Here is a 19,694-nt window from a genome sequence, read left to right as displayed (position 1 = left end):
CGGGTCATCAGATGCTGGCCTCCACTCCAGCCAGCATCTTGAATCACAAAACAGACAAATCGGGAATCCCCTTCGATTCCATCAAGCCGTGAACCGCTCTAGGGTCTGCGCCGCGTCGCTTCGCTCCTTGCTTCGCCCTAGGATGACGAATTCATCAGGGCCAGCCGCTAATAGCGATCGTCGATTCCACCTTCTCACTGTCACCATCTGTCACCATCTGTCACCATTCGTACGCGTACATCGAATCCGCATTGACAGGCCGCTCTTTTCAATTTACGAGTGACGAAAATCGAAATTCGTCACTCGTAAATTGACAGAGGATCATGTCCGAAGCCGCCACCATAGTCGCCGAAGCCGCCCGACAGGAAAATGTAACGCGCATTCTCGATTGCGCCGAGCGCCTGTTCCGGCACTATGGCTACGGCAAGACCAATGTCGCCGACATCGCGCGTGAGCTCGGCATGTCGCCGGCCAACATCTATCGTTTCTTCGCCTCCAAGGTCGAAATCCACCAGGCCGTCTGCGGCCGGATGCTCGGCGCCAGCTACAAGATGGCCTTCGAGATTTCGCGCCTGCCGATCAGCGCCGAGGAGCGGCTCCGGCGTTACGTGCATGCGCAATACAAGATGACGATGGAGGTCATGCTCGACGACCAGAAGGTCCACGAGATGGTCATCGTCGCCCTCGAACGGGATTGGGGTGTGATCGACAAGCATGTCGACAGCATTCACGACCTGTTTGCGGAAATCATTCGTGACGGCATCGAGGCCGGTGAGTTCAGAAAACAGGATCCGGTGATCGCGTCTCGCTGTTTCGGCGCCGCGACCGTCATCCTGTGTCATCCGCAGATGGTGGCGCAATGCCTTGCCAAGACCAACCGGGCAATGCCTGACGACCTCATCGACTATGCAATCAAGGCCTTGAAGTAGCCTCCGCCCGCCGGGCGCCGGTTTCAACGATTCATCTCCATTTTTCGGGAGTACGCGCGTGTCTTCGTTCAGTTCAATCATCGGCAGGCTGCCGGCTGTAGGCCCGGTGCTGCTTGTCACCGCCACTCTCGGGCTTGCCGGCTGCAGCCAGGAAAAAGCCGAAGTCAAGGATATCATCCGTCCCGTCAAGGTTGTCGAGATCGCGAAGGTGCACGACACCCGCACGCTCTCCTATTCCGGCTCGGTGCGGGCCCGCACCGAGAGCGCTCTGGCCTTCCGCGTCAATGGCAAGATCACCGAGCGCCTCGTCGATATCGGCCAGCATGTGGCCTCGGGCGATGTGCTCGCCCGCATCGATCCCATTGACTACGACCTTTCGGTCAAGAGCGCGCAGGCAGCGCTCGATGCCGCCGAGCGGCAGGTCGAGACCGTGGAGCTTGCCCGCAAGCGTGCCGAGCAGCTTTTTGCCAAGAATTTTGCCCCGAAATCACAACTCGAACAGGCGATCTTGACCTATGACCAAGCGGTCGCCACGCGTGATTCCGCCCTTTCGACACTTGCTCAGGCGAAAAACCAGGTCGGTTATACCGATCTCAAGGCCGACAGGGATGGCATCGTCACCACGGTCAGCGCCGACGTCGGCCAGGTGGTCGGTTCCGGCACGCCGGTTGTTACTGTCGCTGTCGACGGGGAAAAGGAAGTGCTGATCGCCGTCCCCGAAATGGAAATCGCCGAATTCAAGCCGGGCAAGGCCGTCAAGGCGGGCTTCTGGTCCGACGATGCGCTGGCGCTCGATGGCAAGGTCCGCGAAGTCGCCGGCAGCGCCGATCCGCAGTCACGCACCTTTGCCGTCCGCGTCAGCCTGCCCAACGATCCGCGTGTGCTGCTCGGCATGACCGCCAGCATCGAAGCCTCGGCGGCCAATGAGCGGCAGCTGGTCTCGATCCCGCTGAGCGCACTGGCCGAGCAAGGCACCCAATCGATCGTCTGGACCGTCGATCGTGGCGCCGACACCGTTCATGCCCGCCCGATCAAGGTCGCCGAGTTCGCCGCCGATGGGGTGCGTGTCGCAGAGGGTTTGAACCCCGGCGATGTCGTGGTCGCCGCCGGCACGCAATTCATGACGGAAAACCTGAAGGTGAAGCTCGCCGGTGAGACGGCGCTGCAATCGGCATCCGCGGCAGACGGCGACGCCAAGCAGGTGCGCTGACGACAGACAACCGGCTGCGCGTTCCCGCAGTCGCTGGTTTCCGGGCGGCAGGCGCCCGACCGAGACGCTCGATTGATGTAACCCCCACATCGATTTCGCGTCCCACCGCGATGAGTGCTTCTCCGCTCGGAGAGCCTTGCCGCCCGGAAGCCACTACGAACCCTCGATTTTGTTGCGCTAGATAGATGGACCAGCGTCGATGACCAATTCCACGGAAGAGAAGCGGCCCTTCAACCTGTCGCGTTGGGCAATCGGCCATCCCGCCATCGCGCGGTTCCTGTTCGGCCTGATCATCATTTCCGGCGCGCTCGGCCTGATGCGCATGGGCCAGAAGGAAGATCCCGACTTCACCTTCCGGGTCATGGTCGTCCAGGCAATCTGGCCGGGCTCCTCGATCAAGGAGATGGAAGACCAGGTCGTTAACAAGATCGAACGCAAGCTGCAGGAAACGCCGCATCTCGATTTCGTGCGCTCCTTCACCCGCGCCGGCAGCGCCATCATCACCGTGCAGATCAAGGGCGACACCAACACCGCCGAGGTGAACGACGCCTTCTACCAGGTGCGCAAGAAGGTCGGCGATATCCAGGGCGACCTGCCGCAGGGCCTGCTCGGCCCGTATTTCAACGACGAATTCGGCGACACCTTCATCACCCTGCATTCGATCAGCGGCGATGGCTTCAGCTATCCCGAGCTGAAGAAGTTCGCCATCCAGGCGCGCGACATGCTTTTGACGACGCCCGGCGTCGAGAAGGCCGTCATCATCGGCGACCAGCCGGAAAAGCTCTATATCGACGTCTCGTCCAAGGCCCTGGCCGAACGCGGCCTGACGCTGACCGATCTGCAGAATGCGATCAAGGGACAGAACAATGTCGACCCGGCCGGCTCCGTCGATACCGGCACCAATTCGGTGCGCATCTCCGTCGAGGGCGATGTCGGCAAGGTCGAGGATATCCGGAACCTGCGCCTGCGCGCCGGCGGACAGGTCACAAGGCTGGGCGACATCGCCACGGTGACCTCGGGGCTGGAAGATCCGTTCCAGCGCAAATACCGCTTCAACGGTCACGACAGCGTCCAGTTGGGCGTCGTCATGGCCAAGGGCTTCAAGGTTACCGACGTCGGCAAGGATGTCGAGGCCACCTACAAGCGCTTCGAAGAGGCGCTGCCCTACGGCGTTGCGGTCGACCAGATCTCCGACCAGCCCGGCGTCGTCACCGATGCGGTGGCCGAGTTCATGCATGCGCTTGGCGAAGCGCTGCTGATCGTGCTCGTCGTCTCGTTCCTGTCGATAGGCTGGCGTTCCGGCCTGGTCATCGCCATCGCCATCCCGCTGGTGCTGGCTGCGACCTTCGCCATCATGTACGAACTCGGCATCGACCTGCAGCGCATCTCGCTCGGCGCGCTGATCATCGCGCTCGGTCTTCTGGTCGACGACGCGATGATCGTCGTCGAGATGATGGAGCGCAAACTGGAGGAGGGGATGGTCAAGGTCGAGGCGGCGAGCTTCGCCTATTCCTCGACCGCCTTCCCGATGCTGACCGGCACGCTGATCACCACAGCCGGCTTCATTCCGGTCGGCTTCGCGGCCTCCACCGCCGGCGAATATGTCCGCACCCTGTTCTATGTCGTCGGCATCGCGCTGATCGTCTCCTGGTTCGTCGCGGTCTATTTCACGCCATGGCTCGGCAACATGATCCTCAAGCAGCGCAAGCATGCCGGCAGCCATCACGATGTCTTCGACACACGTTTCTACCGCCGGCTTCGTGCTACCGTCAGCTGGGCCGTGCGCCATCGCATCATCGTCCTGGTGATGACGCTGGTCACCTTCGGCACCAGCCTGTGGGCTTTCCAGTTCATTCCGCAGAACTTCTTCCCGCAATCGTCGCGGCCGGAAATCCTTGTCGACCTTTGGCTGCCGGAAGGCACCAGCATCAAGGAAGTCGAGGCGCAGGCCAAGGCGCTCGAAACCAAGATGATGGACGACAAGGACAAGCGTTTCATCGCCACCTATATCGGCGAAGGCGCGCCGCGCTTCTTCCTGCCGCTCGACCAGCAGCTGAGCAACCCCAACTTCGCCCAGCTGCTCGTCATGGCCAATGACGAACCGGCCCGCGAACGGCTGATCGTCAAGTTGCGCACCGTCCTGGCGCAAGACTTCCCATCCATCCGTGCCAAAGTCGATCGTCTGTTCCTCGGCCCGCCGACCGGCTGGCCGGTGCAGATGCGCGTCATGGGGCCGGATCGCCAGGAGGTGCGCCGCATCGCCGACCAGGTGAAGGCGAAGTTCCGCGAGGATCCGCTGCTTGGCGCCGTGCATGATGACTGGCTGGAGCCGGTTCCGGCGATGAAGCTGGTCATCGACCAGGATCGTGCCCGCGCACTCGGCGTCACCTCGCAGCGCATCCGCCAGATGCTGCAGGCGGCGATGTCCGGCGCGCCGCTCGACGACTTCCGCGACGGCGAGGAGACGGTGTCCATCGTCGCCCGCGAGCCGGATGCCAGCCGCAGCCTGCTGTCCTCGGTCGACTCGGTCTATATCCCGACCGACTTCGGTGGCTTCGTGCCGCTGTCGCAGGTTGCCAAGGTGGTGCCGGTGCTGGAGCAAGGCATCGAGTGGCGCCGCGACCGTCTGCCGACCATCAGTGTGCGGGCAACGCTGCCCGACGGCGTGCAGTCCAATGACGTCGTCACCAAACTGTACAAGGATATGCAGGGCCTGCGTGACGGATTGGCGCCCGGCTACAAGGTCGAGATCCAGGGCGGTGCGGAGGATTCGGCGGAAAGCCAAGCTTCGATCGCCGCCAAGGCGCCGATCATGCTGGCCGTCATCGTCGTGCTTTTGATGATCCAGCTGCAGAACTTCGGCAAGGCGATGCTGGTGCTGGCGACCGGTCCGTTTGGCATTATCGGTGCTGCCGCGGCACTCTTGATCAGCGGCGCGCCGTTCGGCTTCGTCGCCATTCTCGGCGTCATCGCGCTGCTCGGCATCATCATGCGCAACTCGATCATCCTGGTCGACCAGATCGACCAGGACATCGCCGCGGGCATGGACCGCTACGAGGCGATCATCGGTTCGGCCGTTCGCCGTTTCCGGCCGATCACGCTGACGGCGCTGACGGCGGTGCTGGCGCTGATCCCGATCTCGCGCGGTGTCTTCTGGGGTCCGCTCGCCTACGCCATGATGGGCGGCATCCTGGTTGCCACGGTGCTGACCATCCTGGTCCTGCCGGCCGGTTACGCCCTGTTCTTCGGCCGGGAGCCGAAGAAGCGCGGCGCGGAGGGACGGACGGACGATCTGGAACTGAGCCAGGAAGCCGAAAAGCCGCAACTGGCGCTGGCCGCCGAATAGATCGATCACGCCAGTCGAAAAGGATCGGACGCGCCGAAGCGCGCCCGATCCTTGTCATTTTTACGAGGTCAGATGACGAAGAACCAGTTGGCGAGCAGCATCACCACCACGCCGGCGACCAGGGTCAGATAGGGCAGTATGCCCGCCTTTTTGACCGAGAGGTCGGCCCCCGTCATGCCGAGATCGGCCAGCATATGGTCGGGGAATTTGCCCTTGTCCTGGATATAGTGGCGGAAGCAGAACACCGGGATGATCAGGGCCGCCGTGATCAGGCCGGCCCACAGCGCCATCGGGTTCCACACCTTGGCGCCCGCGCCCATGAAGATCATGTTGACATAGGCGAAGATCGCGCCGACGCCGAGCAACCAGCTCGGCGCCTTCCAGGGCCGGGCGATATGGCCGTTGTCGATGCGGTGGATCCAGCCGGCGTTGAGGTTGAGGAAGTTGAAGATGATATAGCCGCAGTTCGACACGGCGAGGATGAAGAAGAAGCTCGTCGCGTCGGCAGAGGCGATGGCCAGCACGATCAGGTTGAAGACGAGATCGGTCCACATTGCCCGCGTCGGCGCGCCATGTTCGTTGACGTGGCTGAGATAGCGCGGCAGCCAGCCATCGACCGAGCCCTGGTAGAGCGTGCGCGAAGAGCCGGCCATGGCGGTCATGATGCACAGAACCAGAGCCAGGATCATCAGCATCACCAAGAGGCTGTGGATCAGTGCGCCGCCGCCGACCATGCCGGCCAGCGCGTCGGCGACACCGGAGCCGTCGACGATCGGTGTCGCCAGCATGCCGTTGAGGCCAAGCACGCCCTGGAAGGTGAACGGCACCAGGATGAACAGCAGCATGCACAAAAGGCCGGAATAGAAGATCGCCTTGAACGTGTCGGTGCCCGGGTTCTTGAACTCCGAGGTGTAGCAGACGGCGGTCTCGAAACCGTAGGTCGACCAGGCGGCGATGAACATGCCGCCAAGCACCAGCGTCCAGCCGGCAATGTTCCAGGCGCCGGGTTCGGGCGCATAGGCGGCCGCCAGCGGCACCAGCGGCGAAAAATTCGCCCAGTTGATCTGGCCGGTGACGATCGGCACCACGCCGACGATCAGCATCGGGATGATGACCAGCAGGCCGATATATTTCTGCACGTTGGCAGTGCCGAGGATGCCGCGATGCTGGATGGCGAAGATGATCAGCATCAGCACCGCACCGATGAAGAAGGTCGCGTTGAGGGTGAACGAGACCGGCCCCAGCGTGTGGCTGTAGAGCGTCCAGTTGCGGATCACCGGCGTTGCCGCGGCGGTCACCGCGGTGATGGCGTCGGCGGCACTCGTCCCGGCATGCGCGGCGATATAGGCGACGACTTCGGGCGAGGCATCGGTGAACAGCGGCACCGGCGCCAACGCGTTGAGGATATAGGCGGCGGCGATCGAGCAGCCGAGCGACAGCACCGGCGACCAGGCGAACCAGTTGCACCACACCGACAGCGGCGCGATGAACTTGGAATAGCGCAGCCATGCGGTGGCGCCGTAGATCGACGCGCCGCCCGACTTGTTCGGAAACAGGCCGGCGATTTCGGCATAGGTGAAGGATTGCAGGAAGCCCATGATCATGGAGAAGATCCAGATCGCGAAGGCCAGCGTGCCGGTCGTGCCGGCAATGCCGCCGATCGAGAACAGGACGAGGGCAGGCACGCCGCTCGCCACCCAGAAGGCGCCCCGCCAGTCGATATTTCGGTGCAATTTGCCTTCGGCAAGCGGCTCCAGGACAGTCACTATCGTGCTCATATGTCTTTGTTCCCCATTTTGATGTTCCCCGTTCGTGACCGCCGCGGCTTCGCGAGGCTTCACCATCGACGCATGCATTGATCGACTGCCGGTGTTTCCACTCAGTCGTATTTTTTTCTTAACAGTGAAGATTGATCCGGCGCGCTTTCACGTCAAGCGAATTGTCGCGCCGTGCACATCCCGCTTGCGAAACATGTCAGCTTCACACTGGCGGGCAGGATTGTTCGGAAAAGGACCAGGGGTCTGGAAACGAAAAACCCGCCGGAGGCGGGTCGCGGCGCAAATCAGCACCATGGACGAATATGTAGCATAGCTGCCCTCAGCGGGTCAAGAAAAAATTCCTATCACCGACTGCCAGCACGGCCTCACCGTCTTGGAAGGCCGTCAGGAGCGTGGTTTGGTCTTTTGCGGATCGTAGTGGGCGAAGGCGACGACGCGCGCCGGCAGCCGCTTGGCATGGCCGTCGAGCTTGCCGATCTCAACCTCGGTACCGACAGCTGAATGGGTGACGTCGAGCCTGGCCAGCGCGATGGTCTTGTTCAGCATCGGAGAACGCATGCCCGACGTGACCACGCCGATCTGGGCGCGGCCGACATGCACGCAGTCGCCATGGCCGACGTCGATATTGGCCTCGATGTCGAGGCCGACCAGCTTCGTCTGCGGGTGCTCCTTGCGGCGGATCAGCGCTTCGCGGCCGATGAAATCGTCGGTCTTGCTCTTCAGCGGCACGGTGAAGCCGATGCCGGCCTCGAACGGGTCGGTCTGGTCGGAGAATTCGTAGCCGGCGAAGATCAGCCCGGCCTCGATGCGCACCATGTCCAGCGCCTGCAGCCCCATCGGCTTCAGCCCATGCGGCTGGCCGGCCTCCCAGATGGCGTCGAACACTTTTCCGGCGTCGCGCGGATGGCACCAGATCTCGTAGCCGAGCTCGCCGGTATAGCCGGTGCGCGAGACGACGACCGGAATGCCGTTGCCGCCACCAATGCGGGCGACGGCGAAGCGGAACCATTCGAGTTCGTCGATCGATGGCTGCAATGGCGAAGTCCAGATCACTTCTCGCAGGATGTCGCGGCTCTTCGGACCCTGCACGGCGACATTGTGCATCTGGTCGGTCGACGAGCGCACCAGCACGTTGAGACCCAGCTTGGCGGCCGTCTCGCGCAGCCATTCGCCGGACAGATCGTCGCCGCCGACCCAGCGGAAATTGTCCTTGCCGAGCCGCAGCAGGGTGCCGTCGTCGACCATGCCGCCATGCTCGTAGCACATCGCCGAGTAGACCACCTGGCCGACGCCCAGCTTCTTGACGTCGCGGGTCAGCGTGTATTGCAGCAGCGCTTCGGAATCCGGACCGGTAACCTCGAACTTGCGCAGCGGCGACAGGTCCATGATCACCGCGTCCTGCCGGCAGGCCCAGTATTCGGCGATCGGCCCGTCCTTGGCGAAGGAATTGGCCAGCCAATAGCCCCTGTACTCGCCGAAGTTGCGGGTGTGCTTGGCAAAGCTCGAATGAAAAGCTGTCTCGCGGGTCATTTTCGGTTCCGAATCGGGCGTCATGCGTCTGGCGATCGCTCGCGAGAATTTGTGCTGGCCGGAATAGGTCCGCACATGGATGTCGGTCGGGTTCCAGCCATTGGCCGGCGTCGTGTCGTCGGGGCAGGCGGAGGAAACGCAGACGATGTCGGTGAGCGCCCGCAGCAGCACGTAGTCGCCCGCCCGCGACCACGGCTCGTCGGACACCATGACGCCATGCGCGTCGATCGCGGTGTTGAAGAAGAAGTTGATCGCCATCCAGCCGGCGCGGGGCGTGACGCCTTTGTCCAACAACGCGCGATTAAAGTTCTCAGAGCAGTTGGTGTGGCCGGGATAGCCGATGTCGTCGTAATATTTGGCGGCGCAGGCGAGCGCGAAGGCGTCGTGCCGACCGCATGTGTCCTGCACCACCTCGACCAGCGGCTCCATGTCCTGGTCATAGTATTTGGAATGCAGGCCGGGCATCGGGTAGCTCGCACCCACCAGCGTGCGCGTTGTCGTCACGTCGAGCGGATGATCCAGTCCCCTGTCCAGCTTGCGCGCCGAAAAGCACTGGAAGTCGGTGCACTGGCGGCCGTCGACATCGATGATCTGCAGATAGTCACCGGCCTTGACGAAATAGGCCTCCGCCGTCGCCGAATGGACACGCAAATCGAGCACCGGGTCGGCCAGCGGGTCCGCCAACTGCGATTTCGCCGCCGGGCGGATCGTGGCGCGGCGAACGATGGCGGTCAGCGGCGTCGCCGTGTCGTGACCGTCGACCAGCATCGGCCCGCCGGGGGCCGCAATCAGCATTGAGCCGTCACGCGTGACCGTGAATGTTTGTTCTGTACCGGCAGGCGTAGTGGCGCCGAACACCCGCACCGCCTTGGCATGGTCAAGCTGCACCTGCCGGCGCGCGAGCCCGCCCCGCAGCGAGGCGAGACTGTCGTCACTCTCTACGAGCAACGCCTTGATGCCGGCAGCGTTGCTGTTTGATGCTTCCCCAAAAATGCCGGGATCGGTCGCGCCGGTCCTGTCCCAGGCCAGCAGCTCGCAGGCCTGGCCACCCTCGACATTGCGCACGGTGATCGTGTCACCGGCTTCGATCTCGATGAGCACCGCGCCATTGCCCTGGATCGTATAACGCTCCATGCCCGGCGGCAGCGCGATCTGGCCGGGCCTCAGGATGAGGCTCGGCCGGGGCGGTCCGGCAGCAATTGCGGGGTAGGGCGACTGGCTCATCTCAGCCTTGCGGTTCGAGAAACAAGTTTGCCTGTGTGTGAAATTATTTTAGCTGCAAGAATAGCAGTGCGCGTGCGTTTGGCAAGGCGAAGCGCACTTCTTCCTTCTCCCACAAGGAGAGAAGGAAGAGCGCAGCGCTACGCCAAATCTTCAGAATGGCTGATCGCCACACCATACTCCGCGCCCGAATCCAGCATCGTATGCCAAAGGCTCTCGGCAAACGTCGCAAACACCAGAACGTTGAACACCGCCTGCCCATCCGGCCGATCATTCCCGCGCCAGAGCGTGACGCTGGTGTGATCCATCGACGTCGCAGCGGCGGCACCAATCGGAAATGCTCCCGCGTGCAGATCGATCGACGACAGCTTGGCCAGCATGGTTCGTGCCTTCGATCCGGAAATGCTGATCAGGGCGCGCGCATGCGACTGGTCGGACAGCGAGGCGGGACCGAATAATGAAGGCGCCAGTGTGTCCATCGCGTGCTTGCCGCCCTTCGACAGCACGAAGAACTGATCCGGCCCTGACCAGATCAGCGTGGCGTCCGGAGTTTGCAACGCCTTTGGCGCATCCGGTGGCGCAACGCCGAAGCGGGCCTTGGCCGCTTTCGCCAGATCGGCCGCTGTGCCGCGCCGCGCCATCACCTGGACGAGATCGAAGTTCCGGATCTCGGTCAGCGAGACTCCGGCCTCGATACCGCGTGCACCATGCGCACCGGTGACAAGCGCCTTTTCTAGCGGACTGCGAGGAGTCCAGGAAAAATCAACCACGCTGGCGTCCTCCATCCGGGTCGTAGAAGACGGGATTGCAGAGTTCGACGTCATAGTCTTCACCGCGCAGCGGGTCATGCGCATGGACGATCTCACCGATGCGCTCGCGGCCGCGTTCGACAAGCGCGAGCCCGATCCACTGATCCAACGTCGGCGAGAAGCAGACCGAGGTGACATAGCCCTGGTCGTTGCCGGGGCCGGGCGTCTGCCCCTTCGGGATGATGTGTGCGCCGGAGCGCAGCCGGCGTGCCTTGTCGACCGGTTTGATGCCGACGACGACTTGGCGATCCGGCGCCACCAGCGCCTCGCGTCCGGCCATGACGCGGCCGATATAATCCTTCTTGGTCGACATCATCTTGCCGAGGCCGAGATCGGCCGCCGTCGTCGTGCCGCTCAGTTCCGGTCCGGCGATGTGGCCCTTTTCGACGCGCATGACGCCGAGCGCCTCGGTGCCGTAGGGCGTCACGCCGAATGGCGCTCCGGCCAGCATCAGATTGCGCGCCATGGCATCGCCGAAGCGCGCCGGTACCGAAATCTCGAACGCCATCTCGCCTGAGAACGAGATGCGGAACAGCCGCGCCTTGAGGCCGCCGCGCAATGTCACTTCGCGTGCGCCCATGAAGGGAAAACCCTCGTTGGAAAGGTCCTCGGCCGGGTCGACGATTTCCCTGAGCAGGTCGCGTGTCTTCGGCCCGGCGATCGAGAATTGCGCCCACTGGTCGGAGACGGAAGTGAGCTGCACGTCGAGCTCCGGGAAGAGCACCTGGCGGCAGAATTCGAGATGCTGCATCACCAGCCCGGCCTTGGCCGTGGTGGTGGTGAGAAAATAGTGGTCCTCGGCCAGCCGCGACGTCGTGCCGTCGTCATAGACGATGCCGTCCTCGCGCAGCATCAGCCCGTAGCGGGCTTTTCCCACCGCAAGACTGGAGAAGGTGTTGATATAGACGCGGTCGAGGAAGGCGCCGGCATCGGGGCCGTGCACGTCGATCTTGCCCAGCGTCGAGACATCGCAGAAACCGACGCCGCCGCGCACCGCCTTGACCTCGCGGGTCACCGATTCCAGCCAGTCCTTCTCGCCGGCGCGCGGATACCATTGCGCCCGCTTCCACAGGCCGGTGTCGACGAAGACGGCGCCCTGTTCGGCCGCCCAGTGATGCGACGGCGTCAGCCGCGTCGCATGGAAAGTCTCGTCGCGGTGATGGCCGGCGAAGGCGCCGATGGCGACGGGCACGTAAGGAGGCCGGTAGATCGTCGTGCCGGTCTCGGGGATCGAACGGCCGCTGACCGCAGCCATGATGGCGAGGCCGGCGACATTCGAGGTCTTGCCCTGGTCGGTGGCCATACCAAGCGTCGTGTAGCGCTTCAGGTGCTCGACCGATTCGAAGCCTTCGCGCTGGGCGAGCTCGATATCGGAAGCGGTGACATCGTGCTGGTAATCGACAAAGGCTTTTCCCTTGCCGGCGACATGCCAGAGCGGCGTCAGCGAAAAAGCCTCGTCGTCGGCGACAGGTGCGATGCCCGCCTTGTCGTTGTGCCCCGTGTCACGCGCCCCTGCCGCGCCGGCTGCAAACCCGTGGCTCAGGCAGGCGCCGAGGCCGAAATCGCCATTGGCGGCGCCCACGGCAACCATGCCTGGAGGGGCGCCATCCGGCACGAAGGCGGAGATGTCGTCGCTCCATTTCGGCCGGCCGCGATGGAAGGAGGTCAGCCCGACCGCCGGGTTCCAGCCGCCTGAAACGGCGAGGCCGTCGGCTTCGACCTCGGCGCGCGCGCCGCCGGTGAGCGAGACCGCGATTTTCCTGACGCCATCCTTGCCGCCATCGACGCCGCTGACGGAACCGTGCAGCACCGGGAAGCCGCCCTTGGAGGCCAGCGAACGATGCGCCGGCGATACTTCGGGCCGTGCATCGATGACCGCCGCGATCTGCAGGCCGGCACCGAGTGCCGTCTCGACCGTGCGCCAGCCATCCTCGTTGTTGGTGAACAGCGCGATGCGTTTGGCCGGCGTTGCGGCGTAGCGCGCGACATAGGTGCGCATGGCGGAGGCCATCATCACGCCGGGTGTGTCGTTGCCGGCAAAGACGATAGGCCGTTCGATGGCGCCGGCCGCGACCACACAACGTTTGGCCACGATCCGCCACAGGCGCTGGCGCACCTGGTGCTCGGGCGGTGAGGGCAGGTGATCGCTGACCCGCTCAATCGCGCCATAGGTGCCGCCATCATAGACGCCGAACAGCGTCGTGCGGGTCATGATGCGGACATCAGACATTGCCGCGAGTTCGTCCAACGTCTTCGAAAGCCATGCGGCTGCCGGCAGGCCGTCTATGGTGCCGCCGTCCGACAGCAGACGGCCGCCGAGCGTGAAATCTTCCTCGCACAGGATGACGCGGGCGCCAGCGCGGCCGGCTGCCAATGCCGCGGCCAGACCTGTCGGGCCGGAGCCAGCGATCAGCACATCGCAATGTGCCCAGGCCTTGTCGTAGTGGTCGGGATCGGCGACGCCGGCGGCACGGCCAAGACCGGCGGCGCGGCGGATCGCCGGCTCGTAGATCGCTTCCCAGAATTTCGCCGGCCACATGAAGGTCTTGTAGTAGAAGCCGGCAACGAAGATCGGCGCGAACAGCTGGTTGACCGACATCACGTCGTAGCGCAGCGACGGCCAGCGGTTCTGGCTGGCGGCCTCGAGCCCGTCATAGAGTTCGGCCGTCGTCGCCTTGGTGTTCGGCTCGCGCCGCGCGCCCGTGCGCAACTCGACCAGCGCGTTGGGTTCTTCCGAACCGGCGGTGAGAATACCGCGTGGGCGATGATACTTGAACGAACGGCCGACCAGCTTGACGCCGTTGGCGACCAGCGCCGAGGCGAGCGTGTCGCCCTGGAAGCCGGAGAAAGCCTTGCCGTCGAAACGGAAGTTCAGCGGTGCCGAGCGGTCGATCAGACCGCCCTTGCCGAGCCGGTGTGTCTGCGCGCCGGCCATCACGCACCAACCTTGGCGGCGCCGGCGCCAGCCGCCGGCTCAACCGCGGAAATCTCATGCGTCAGCGTGTTGCGGGTGACCTTCAGCCAGGCCCGGCAGCCGCCGCCATGGTACCAGTGTTCGCTGGTCTCGCCGGCGACATTGTCGCGCAGATAGACATAGTCGAAGACTTCGTCTTCGGAGGCGCCGGCCACCGGCCGCACCGGCTTGGCGTCGCCGAGATAGGTGAACTCGCCGAGTTCGCGTTCGCCGCAGAAGGGACAGACAATGCGCATGCTCTTCTAGACCGCCTTCAATGCAGGTTCGGTTGGGCGCCCTGGCCCTTTTCGTCGATCACGGCGCCAGTCCGGAACCGGTAGAGGCGGAACCGCGCGGCTTCTTCGTGCGATTCATCGCGGGCCAGAAGGTGGGCAAAGACAAAGCCGGAGCCTGGCGTCGCCTTGAAGCCGCCATAGCACCAGCCGGCGTTGAGATAGAGCCCGTCGACCGGCGTCTTGTCGATGATCGGCGAACCGTCCATCGACATGTCCATGATGCCGCCCCACTGGCGCAGCAGACGCACGCGGCCGATCATCGGCATCAGCGCCATGCCGCCCTCGCAGACGTCCTCCATGACAGGCATGTTGCCGCGCTGGGCGTAGGAATTGTAGCCGTCTATGTCGCCGCCGAACACCAGCCCGCCCTTGTCGGACTGGCTGACGTAGAAATGACCGGCGCCGAAGGTCATGACGCCGGGGATGAGCGGCTTGATCGCCTCGGAGACGAAAGCCTGCAGCACATGGCTTTCGATGGGCAGGCGCAGGCCGGCCATCGCCGCGACGCGCGATGAACTTCCGGCAACAGCCATACCGACCTTGCCGGCGCCGATCTTGCCGCGCGACGTCTCGACGCCGGTCACCTTGCCATTGGCGTCCCTGACGAAGCCGGTGACTTCGCAATTCTGGATGATGTCGACGCCGAGTTCGCTCGCCGCATGCGCATAGCCCCAGACAACAGCATCGTGCCGCGCCGTGCCGCCGCGTCGCTGCAACAGCCCGCCTTGCACGGGAAAGCGCGCATTGTCGAAGTTCAGGAACGGTATCATCTTCTTGACGGCAGCGAGGTCGAGCAGTTCGGCGTCGATGCCGTTGATGCGCATGGTGTTGCCGCGCCGCGCATAAGCGTCGCGTTGCGCGTCGGAGTGGTAGAGGTTGATGACGCCGCGCTGGCTGACCATTGCATTGTAGTTGAGGTCCTGCTCCATCCGCTCCCACAGCTTCATCGACAATTCGTAAAAGCCGGTATTGCCTGGCAGGCCGTAATTGGAGCGGATGATGGTGGTGTTGCGGCCGGCATTGCCGGAGCCGATCCAGCCTTTTTCGAGCACGGCAACATTCTTGATGCCGTACTCGCTGGCGAGAAACCAGGCGGTGGCAAGGCCATGGCCGCCACCGCCGATGATCACCACATCGTAGCGATCCTTCGGCGTGGCGTCACGCCAGGTGCGTTGCCAGTTCTTGTGGCCGGAGAGGGCAGCACGGGCGAGCGAGAAGATCGAATATTTCATCAGTTCATTCCGAGGTCGCTCGCACCGCGCTGGTGGTCAGATATCCAGCGTGTGGTCGCGCTCCCATTGCGTGAAGTGCGAAGCATAGGAATTCCATTCCTGGTGCTTCAGCTTTAGGTAGGCCGACGAGAATTCCTCACCCAGCGCCGCCTTGAGCGATTTGTCCTTGTCGAACTCGCGCAGCGCGTCGAGCAGATTGAGCGGCAGTTTTGGCGCGCCCTTCACCGTGTGCCCATGCTGGTACATGTCGATGTCGTAGCGCTTGCCGGGATCTGCCTTCGAGCGGATGCCGTCGAGGCCGGCGGCGATGATAACCGCCTGCAGCAGATAAGGGTTGGCAGCACCATCCGGCAGCCGCAGTTCGAAGCGGCCGGGGCCGGGCACGCGCACCATGTGGGTGCGGTTGTTGCCGGTCCAGGTCACCGTGTTCGGCGCCCAGGTCGCGCCCGAAATGGTGCGCGGCGCGTTGATGCGCTTGTAGGAATTGACCGTCGGGTTGGTGATCGCGGCCAGCGCGGAAGCATGCTTCATGATGCCGCCGAGGAAATTCCGGCCCTTGGCCGACAGGCCAAGCTCCATCGCATTGTCGGCGAAGACGTTGGTCTTGCCCGATTTGTCCCAGACCGAGATATGGGCATGGCAGCCATTGCCGGTCAGGCCCTGGAAGGGTTTGGGCATGAACGTCGCGCGCAGGCCGTGCTTCTCGGCGATCGACTTGACCATGAATTTGAAGAACGAGTGCTTGTCGGCGGTCGCCAGCGCGTCGTCGAAGGCCCAGTTCATCTCGAATTGGCCGTTGGCATCCTCGTGGTCGTTCTGGTAGGCGCCCCAGCCGAGCGCCAGCATGTGGTCGCAGATCTCGGCGATGACGTCATAGCGGCGCATCACCGCTTGCTGGTCGTAGCAGGGCTTTGAGGCCGTGTCGTATTCGTCGGAAATCGTCTTGCCGTCGGGCGAGATCAGGAAGAATTCGGCCTCGACGCCGGTCTTGACGTGCATGCCGTCGCTGGCAGCTTCCGCGATCAGCCGATTCAGCGTGTTGCGCGGCGCCTGGTCGACCTCCTTGTCGTCCATGATGCAGTTGGCGGCGACCCAGGCGACCTCCGGCTTCCACGGCAGCTGGATCACCGAGTCCGGGTCCGGCACCGCCAGCATGTCGGGATGCGCTGGCGTCAGATCAAGCCAGGTGGCGAAACCGGCAAAGCCGGCGCCATCCTTCTGCATGTCGGCGATGGCTTGCGCCGGCACCAGCTTGGCACGCTGGCCACTGAACAGGTCAGTGTAGGAAATCATGAAATATTTGACGTTTTTCGCCCTTGCGAATTCAGCAAGATCAACTGTCACGGAAGTTCCCCATTTTTTTGTCGATTGTGGCCCCAGAGCGTGTGGGCTTCGGCCCTTCATTGATTAGAAGCCGTTCTTCCCCGGTATCCAGTTGGTGCCGGCCAGCGGTACGCCGGCCATGGCGGCTGCCTCGATCGTCAGGGCGACGAGGTCCTCGGGTTCAAGATTGTGCAGGCTGTTCTTGCCGCAGGCACGCGCGATGGTCTGCGCTTCCAGCGTCATCACCTTGAGGTAGTTCGCCAGCCGGCGTCCGGCGGCCACCGGGTCGACCCGCTTCATCAGTTCGGGGTCCTGCGTGGTGATGCCTGCGGGGTCGCGCCCCTCGTGCCAGTCGTCATAGGCGCCGGCCGTGGTGCCGAGCTCGTTGTACTCTGCCTCCCAGCGCGGGTCATTGTCGCCGAGCGCGACGAGTGCCGCCGTGCCGATCGAGACCGCGTCGACGCCGAGCGCCAGCGCCTTGGCGACATCGGCGCCGTTGCGGATGCCGCCGGAGACGATCAGCTGCACCTTGCGGTGCATGCCGAGATCCTGCAGCGCCTGCACCGCCGGCCTGATGCAGGCAAGCGTCGGCATGCCGACATTTTCGATGAACACTTCCTGGGTGGCTGCGGTGCCGCCCTGCATGCCGTCGACGACGACGACATCGGCGCCGGCCTTCACCGCAAGCGCGGTATCGTAATAGGGCCGGGCACCGCCGACCTTGACGTAGATCGGCTTTTCCCAGTCTGTGATTTCGCGCAATTCAAGGATCTTGATCTCGAGATCGTCGGGACCCGTCCAGTCCGGATGGCGCGAGGCCGAGCGCTGGTCGATGCCCTTCGGCAGCGTGCGCATTTCGGCGACGCGGTCGGAAATCTTCTGGCCAAGCAGCATGCCGCCGCCACCCGGCTTGGCGCCCTGGCCGACGACGACTTCGATCGCATCGGCACGGCGCAGATCGCGCAGGTTCATGCCATAGCGCGACGGCAGGTATTGATAGACCAGCTGCTTGGAATGGCCGCGCTCTTCCTCGGTCATGCCGCCATCGCCGGTAGTGGTCGAGGTGCCCGACAGTGTGGCGCCGCGCCCGAGCGCTTCCTTGGCGGGCCCCGACAGCGAGCCGAAGCTCATGCCGGCGATGGTGATCGGGATCTTCAGCTCGATCGGCTTCTTGGCATGGCGTGAACCGAGCACGACTGATGTGTCGCAGCGCTCGCGGTAGCCTTCGAGCGGATAGCGCGAGATCGAGGCGCCGAGGAACAGGAGGTCGTCGAAATGCGGCAGCTTGCGCTTGGCGCCGGCGCCACGGATATCATAGATGCCGGTCGCCGCGGCGCGGCGGATCTCGGAAAGCGTGTAGTCGTCGAAGGTCGCGGATTTGCGCGGCGTCGTCGGCGGGTTGCGATAGGTCATGCTGCCTCAATACGCGTCGGCGTTGTCGATATTGAAATTGTAGAGGGTACGCGCCGAGCCGTAGCGCTTGAACTCCGCCGGCTTGACGCCGGTCACGCCGGCGCGGTCGAGCAGGCCCTGCAGCAATTCCAGATGCTCGGCCCTCATCTCCTTGGCGATACAGTCGGCACCCAAGCTGTCGACCTTGCCGCGCACGAAGAGCCGCGCCTCGTAGATGGAATCGCCCAGCGCGTCGCCGGCATCACCCAGCACCACCAGATTGCCCGACTGCGCCATGAAAGCCGACATGTGGCCGATATTGCCGTGCACGACGATGTCGATGCCTTTCATCGAGATGCCGCAGCGCGACGAGGCATTGCCTTCGATGACCAGCAGGCCGCCCTTGCCGGTGGCGCCGGCATACTGGCTGGCGTCGCCTTTGATGGTGATCGAGCCCGACATCATGTTCTCGCCGACGCCAGGGCCTGCCGAGCCATGCACGGTAATGGTGCTGCCGGAATTCATGCCGCCGCAGTAATAGCCGACGCTGCCGCGCACATCGATGGCAACAGGCTGGTCGACGCCGACGGCGACCGAGTGGCTGCCTTTCGGGTTCAGCACTTCCCATGCCGTTTCGTTCGAGCCGGGCGCCAGATTGTGCAGCGCCTGGTTGAGTTCGCGCAACGACAGCTGGTCGAGATCGAAGACTCGAGGGTCGTGCGCCGCGGTCTTTGAAAGCGTGGTTGCCGGCATGAATTCAATGCTCCCAGAAATAGACGGTTGCGGGTTCGGGTTCCCAGACCCTCGCATTGTCTATGCCAGGCAGCTTGGTCAGCGCGCGATACTCCGAGCCGAAGGCGACATACTGGTCGGTTTCGGCCATGACGGCGGGCTTGCAGGCGATCGGGTCGCGCACCACGCCAAAACCGTTCTTGGTGCCGACGACGAAGGTGAAGAAGCCATCGAGATCGGAGAGCGTGCCTTCCAGCGCCTCGCCGAGATTCTTGCCATGCGCCATCTGCGACGAAAGATAGGCGGCGGCCACTTCAGTGTCGTTCTCGGTCTCGAAGGTCATGCCTTCGCGGATCAGCTCGCGGCGGACATTGTTGTGGTTGGACAGCGAGCCATTGTGCACCAGGCACTGGTCGGCGCCGGTCGAGAACGGATGCGCGCCCATCGTCGTCACCGCCGATTCGGTCGCCATGCGGGTGTGGCCGATGCCATGCGTGCCGGTCATCTTGCGGACGTCGAAGCGATCGACGACCGCCTCGGGCAGGCCGACTTCCTTGTAGATCTCGACAACGTCGCCGGCGCCCATGATGCGGATGTCGGGACGCAGCGTCTGGATGGCCTCGCGCGCTTCATCGATCTTGGCGGGCGTGGTCCTGACGACCGCATGGGTGGATTTCACCGCGATCGTCACCGGTGTGCCGATAGCCTTGGCGAGTTCGGCTTCGAGGCCGCGGAAATCACGGTCGGGCCTGGCCGACTGGATGGTGATCTTGGCCTCATTTTTGGAAGGCGCGCCATAAATGGCGATGCCGGCGCTGTCGGGACCGCGATCGCTGAGCGAGATCAGCATCTGCGACAGCATCGCACCAAGCTGGGGTTCCAGCGACTTGTCCTTCAAAAACAGTCCGACAATTCCACACATGTCAGCCTCCCGGTGTTTGTA

General features: G+C 63.7%; 13 protein-coding genes. 3 read left to right on the top strand and 10 right to left on the bottom strand.

Annotation, left to right across the window (positions count from 1 at the left end):
• Positions 1 to 323: 323 nt before the first annotated feature.
• The 3 genes from NKK51_RS02405 (at position 324) to NKK51_RS02395 (ending at position 5,485) form a co-directional block, all read left to right on the top strand.
• Positions 324 to 929 (top strand): TetR/AcrR family transcriptional regulator, encoded by a 606-nt coding sequence (locus tag NKK51_RS02405; protein ID WP_352550961.1) that lies wholly within the window; start codon positions 324 to 326, stop codon positions 927 to 929.
• Between the two features lie 58 nt (positions 930 to 987).
• Positions 988 to 2,139, top strand: coding sequence for an efflux RND transporter periplasmic adaptor subunit (locus NKK51_RS02400; protein WP_352550959.1), 1,152 nt, complete (start codon positions 988 to 990; stop codon positions 2,137 to 2,139).
• Between the two features lie 199 nt (positions 2,140 to 2,338).
• The gene (locus NKK51_RS02395) at positions 2,339 to 5,485 is read left to right on the top strand and encodes an efflux RND transporter permease subunit (protein WP_352550958.1); all 3,147 of its coding nucleotides are present in this window, start codon (positions 2,339 to 2,341) and stop codon (positions 5,483 to 5,485) included.
• A gap of 68 nt (positions 5,486 to 5,553) precedes the next feature.
• On the opposite strand, the gene NKK51_RS02390 is transcribed toward NKK51_RS02395, so the two are convergent.
• From NKK51_RS02390 to NKK51_RS02345, 10 genes are all read right to left on the bottom strand, one after another.
• Complete coding sequence (locus tag NKK51_RS02390) at positions 5,554 to 7,263, bottom strand: trimethylamine N-oxide permease (protein WP_023808746.1); 1,710 nt, start codon at positions 7,261 to 7,263, stop codon at positions 5,554 to 5,556.
• A gap of 384 nt (positions 7,264 to 7,647) precedes the next feature.
• A complete protein-coding gene (locus tag NKK51_RS02385; protein ID WP_352550956.1) occupies positions 7,648 to 10,017 on the bottom strand; it encodes a trimethylamine N-oxide demethylase in 2,370 nt (789 codons plus the stop codon).
• Positions 10,018 to 10,154: 137 nt separating this feature from the next.
• On the bottom strand, positions 10,155 to 10,799 hold the full coding sequence (locus NKK51_RS02380) for a sarcosine oxidase subunit gamma (RefSeq protein ID WP_352550954.1): 645 nt from the start codon (positions 10,797 to 10,799) through the stop codon (positions 10,155 to 10,157).
• The gene (locus NKK51_RS02375) at positions 10,777 to 13,758 is read right to left on the bottom strand and encodes a sarcosine oxidase subunit alpha (RefSeq protein ID WP_352550952.1); all 2,982 of its coding nucleotides are present in this window, start codon (positions 13,756 to 13,758) and stop codon (positions 10,777 to 10,779) included. Before NKK51_RS02375 ends, NKK51_RS02380 begins: the two co-directional genes overlap by 23 nt.
• Positions 13,758 to 14,033 (bottom strand): sarcosine oxidase subunit delta, encoded by a 276-nt coding sequence (locus tag NKK51_RS02370; protein WP_352550951.1) that lies wholly within the window; start codon positions 14,031 to 14,033, stop codon positions 13,758 to 13,760. Before NKK51_RS02370 ends, NKK51_RS02375 begins: the two co-directional genes overlap by 1 nt.
• A gap of 17 nt (positions 14,034 to 14,050) precedes the next feature.
• Complete coding sequence (locus NKK51_RS02365) at positions 14,051 to 15,304, bottom strand: sarcosine oxidase subunit beta family protein (RefSeq protein ID WP_352550950.1); 1,254 nt, start codon at positions 15,302 to 15,304, stop codon at positions 14,051 to 14,053.
• 36 nt (positions 15,305 to 15,340) lie between these two features.
• Positions 15,341 to 16,648: a type III glutamate--ammonia ligase gene (gene glnT, locus NKK51_RS02360; protein ID WP_023808741.1), complete on the bottom strand. Its 1,308-nt coding sequence runs from the start codon at positions 16,646 to 16,648 to the stop codon at positions 15,341 to 15,343.
• Positions 16,649 to 16,711: 63 nt separating this feature from the next.
• Positions 16,712 to 18,040, bottom strand: coding sequence for an FMN-binding glutamate synthase family protein (locus NKK51_RS02355; protein ID WP_023808740.1), 1,329 nt, complete (start codon positions 18,038 to 18,040; stop codon positions 16,712 to 16,714).
• A gap of 6 nt (positions 18,041 to 18,046) precedes the next feature.
• The gene (locus NKK51_RS02350) at positions 18,047 to 18,772 is read right to left on the bottom strand and encodes a GltB/FmdC/FwdC-like GXGXG domain-containing protein (RefSeq protein ID WP_128302431.1); all 726 of its coding nucleotides are present in this window, start codon (positions 18,770 to 18,772) and stop codon (positions 18,047 to 18,049) included.
• Between the two features lie 4 nt (positions 18,773 to 18,776).
• Positions 18,777 to 19,673, bottom strand: a complete 897-nt coding sequence (locus NKK51_RS02345) for a class II glutamine amidotransferase (protein WP_352550949.1) — start codon at positions 19,671 to 19,673, stop codon at positions 18,777 to 18,779.
• Between the last annotated feature and the right edge of the window lie 21 nt (positions 19,674 to 19,694).

This window comes from Mesorhizobium sp. M0011 (assembly GCF_040324155.1).
Taxonomy (GTDB): domain Bacteria; phylum Pseudomonadota; class Alphaproteobacteria; order Rhizobiales; family Rhizobiaceae; genus Mesorhizobium.
The sequence above is the reverse complement of the archived record's forward strand: the minus strand, read 5'-3'. Positions and strand labels throughout refer to the sequence as shown.

Bases quoted from the DNA above. Each gene is read 5' to 3' on its own strand.
- NKK51_RS02405 (WP_352550961.1), top strand. From the start codon at position 324: ATGTCCGAAGCCGCCACCATAGTCGCCGAAGCCGCCCGACAGGAAAAT.
- NKK51_RS02395 (WP_352550958.1), top strand. From the start codon at position 2,339: ATGACCAATTCCACGGAAGAGAAGCGGCCCTTCAACCTGTCGCGTTGG.
- NKK51_RS02390 (WP_023808746.1), bottom strand. From the start codon at position 7,263: ATGAGCACGATAGTGACTGTCCTGGAGCCGCTTGCCGAAGGCAAATTG.
- NKK51_RS02385 (WP_352550956.1), bottom strand. From the start codon at position 10,017: ATGAGCCAGTCGCCCTACCCCGCAATTGCTGCCGGACCGCCCCGGCCG.
- NKK51_RS02380 (WP_352550954.1), bottom strand. From the start codon at position 10,799: ATGGAGGACGCCAGCGTGGTTGATTTTTCCTGGACTCCTCGCAGTCCG.
- NKK51_RS02375 (WP_352550952.1), bottom strand. From the start codon at position 13,758: ATGGCCGGCGCGCAGACACACCGGCTCGGCAAGGGCGGTCTGATCGAC.
- NKK51_RS02370 (WP_352550951.1), bottom strand. From the start codon at position 14,033: ATGCGCATTGTCTGTCCCTTCTGCGGCGAACGCGAACTCGGCGAGTTC.
- NKK51_RS02365 (WP_352550950.1), bottom strand. From the start codon at position 15,304: ATGAAATATTCGATCTTCTCGCTCGCCCGTGCTGCCCTCTCCGGCCAC.
- NKK51_RS02355 (WP_023808740.1), bottom strand. From the start codon at position 18,040: ATGACCTATCGCAACCCGCCGACGACGCCGCGCAAATCCGCGACCTTC.
- NKK51_RS02350 (WP_128302431.1), bottom strand. From the start codon at position 18,772: ATGCCGGCAACCACGCTTTCAAAGACCGCGGCGCACGACCCTCGAGTC.
- NKK51_RS02345 (WP_352550949.1), bottom strand. From the start codon at position 19,673: ATGTGTGGAATTGTCGGACTGTTTTTGAAGGACAAGTCGCTGGAACCC.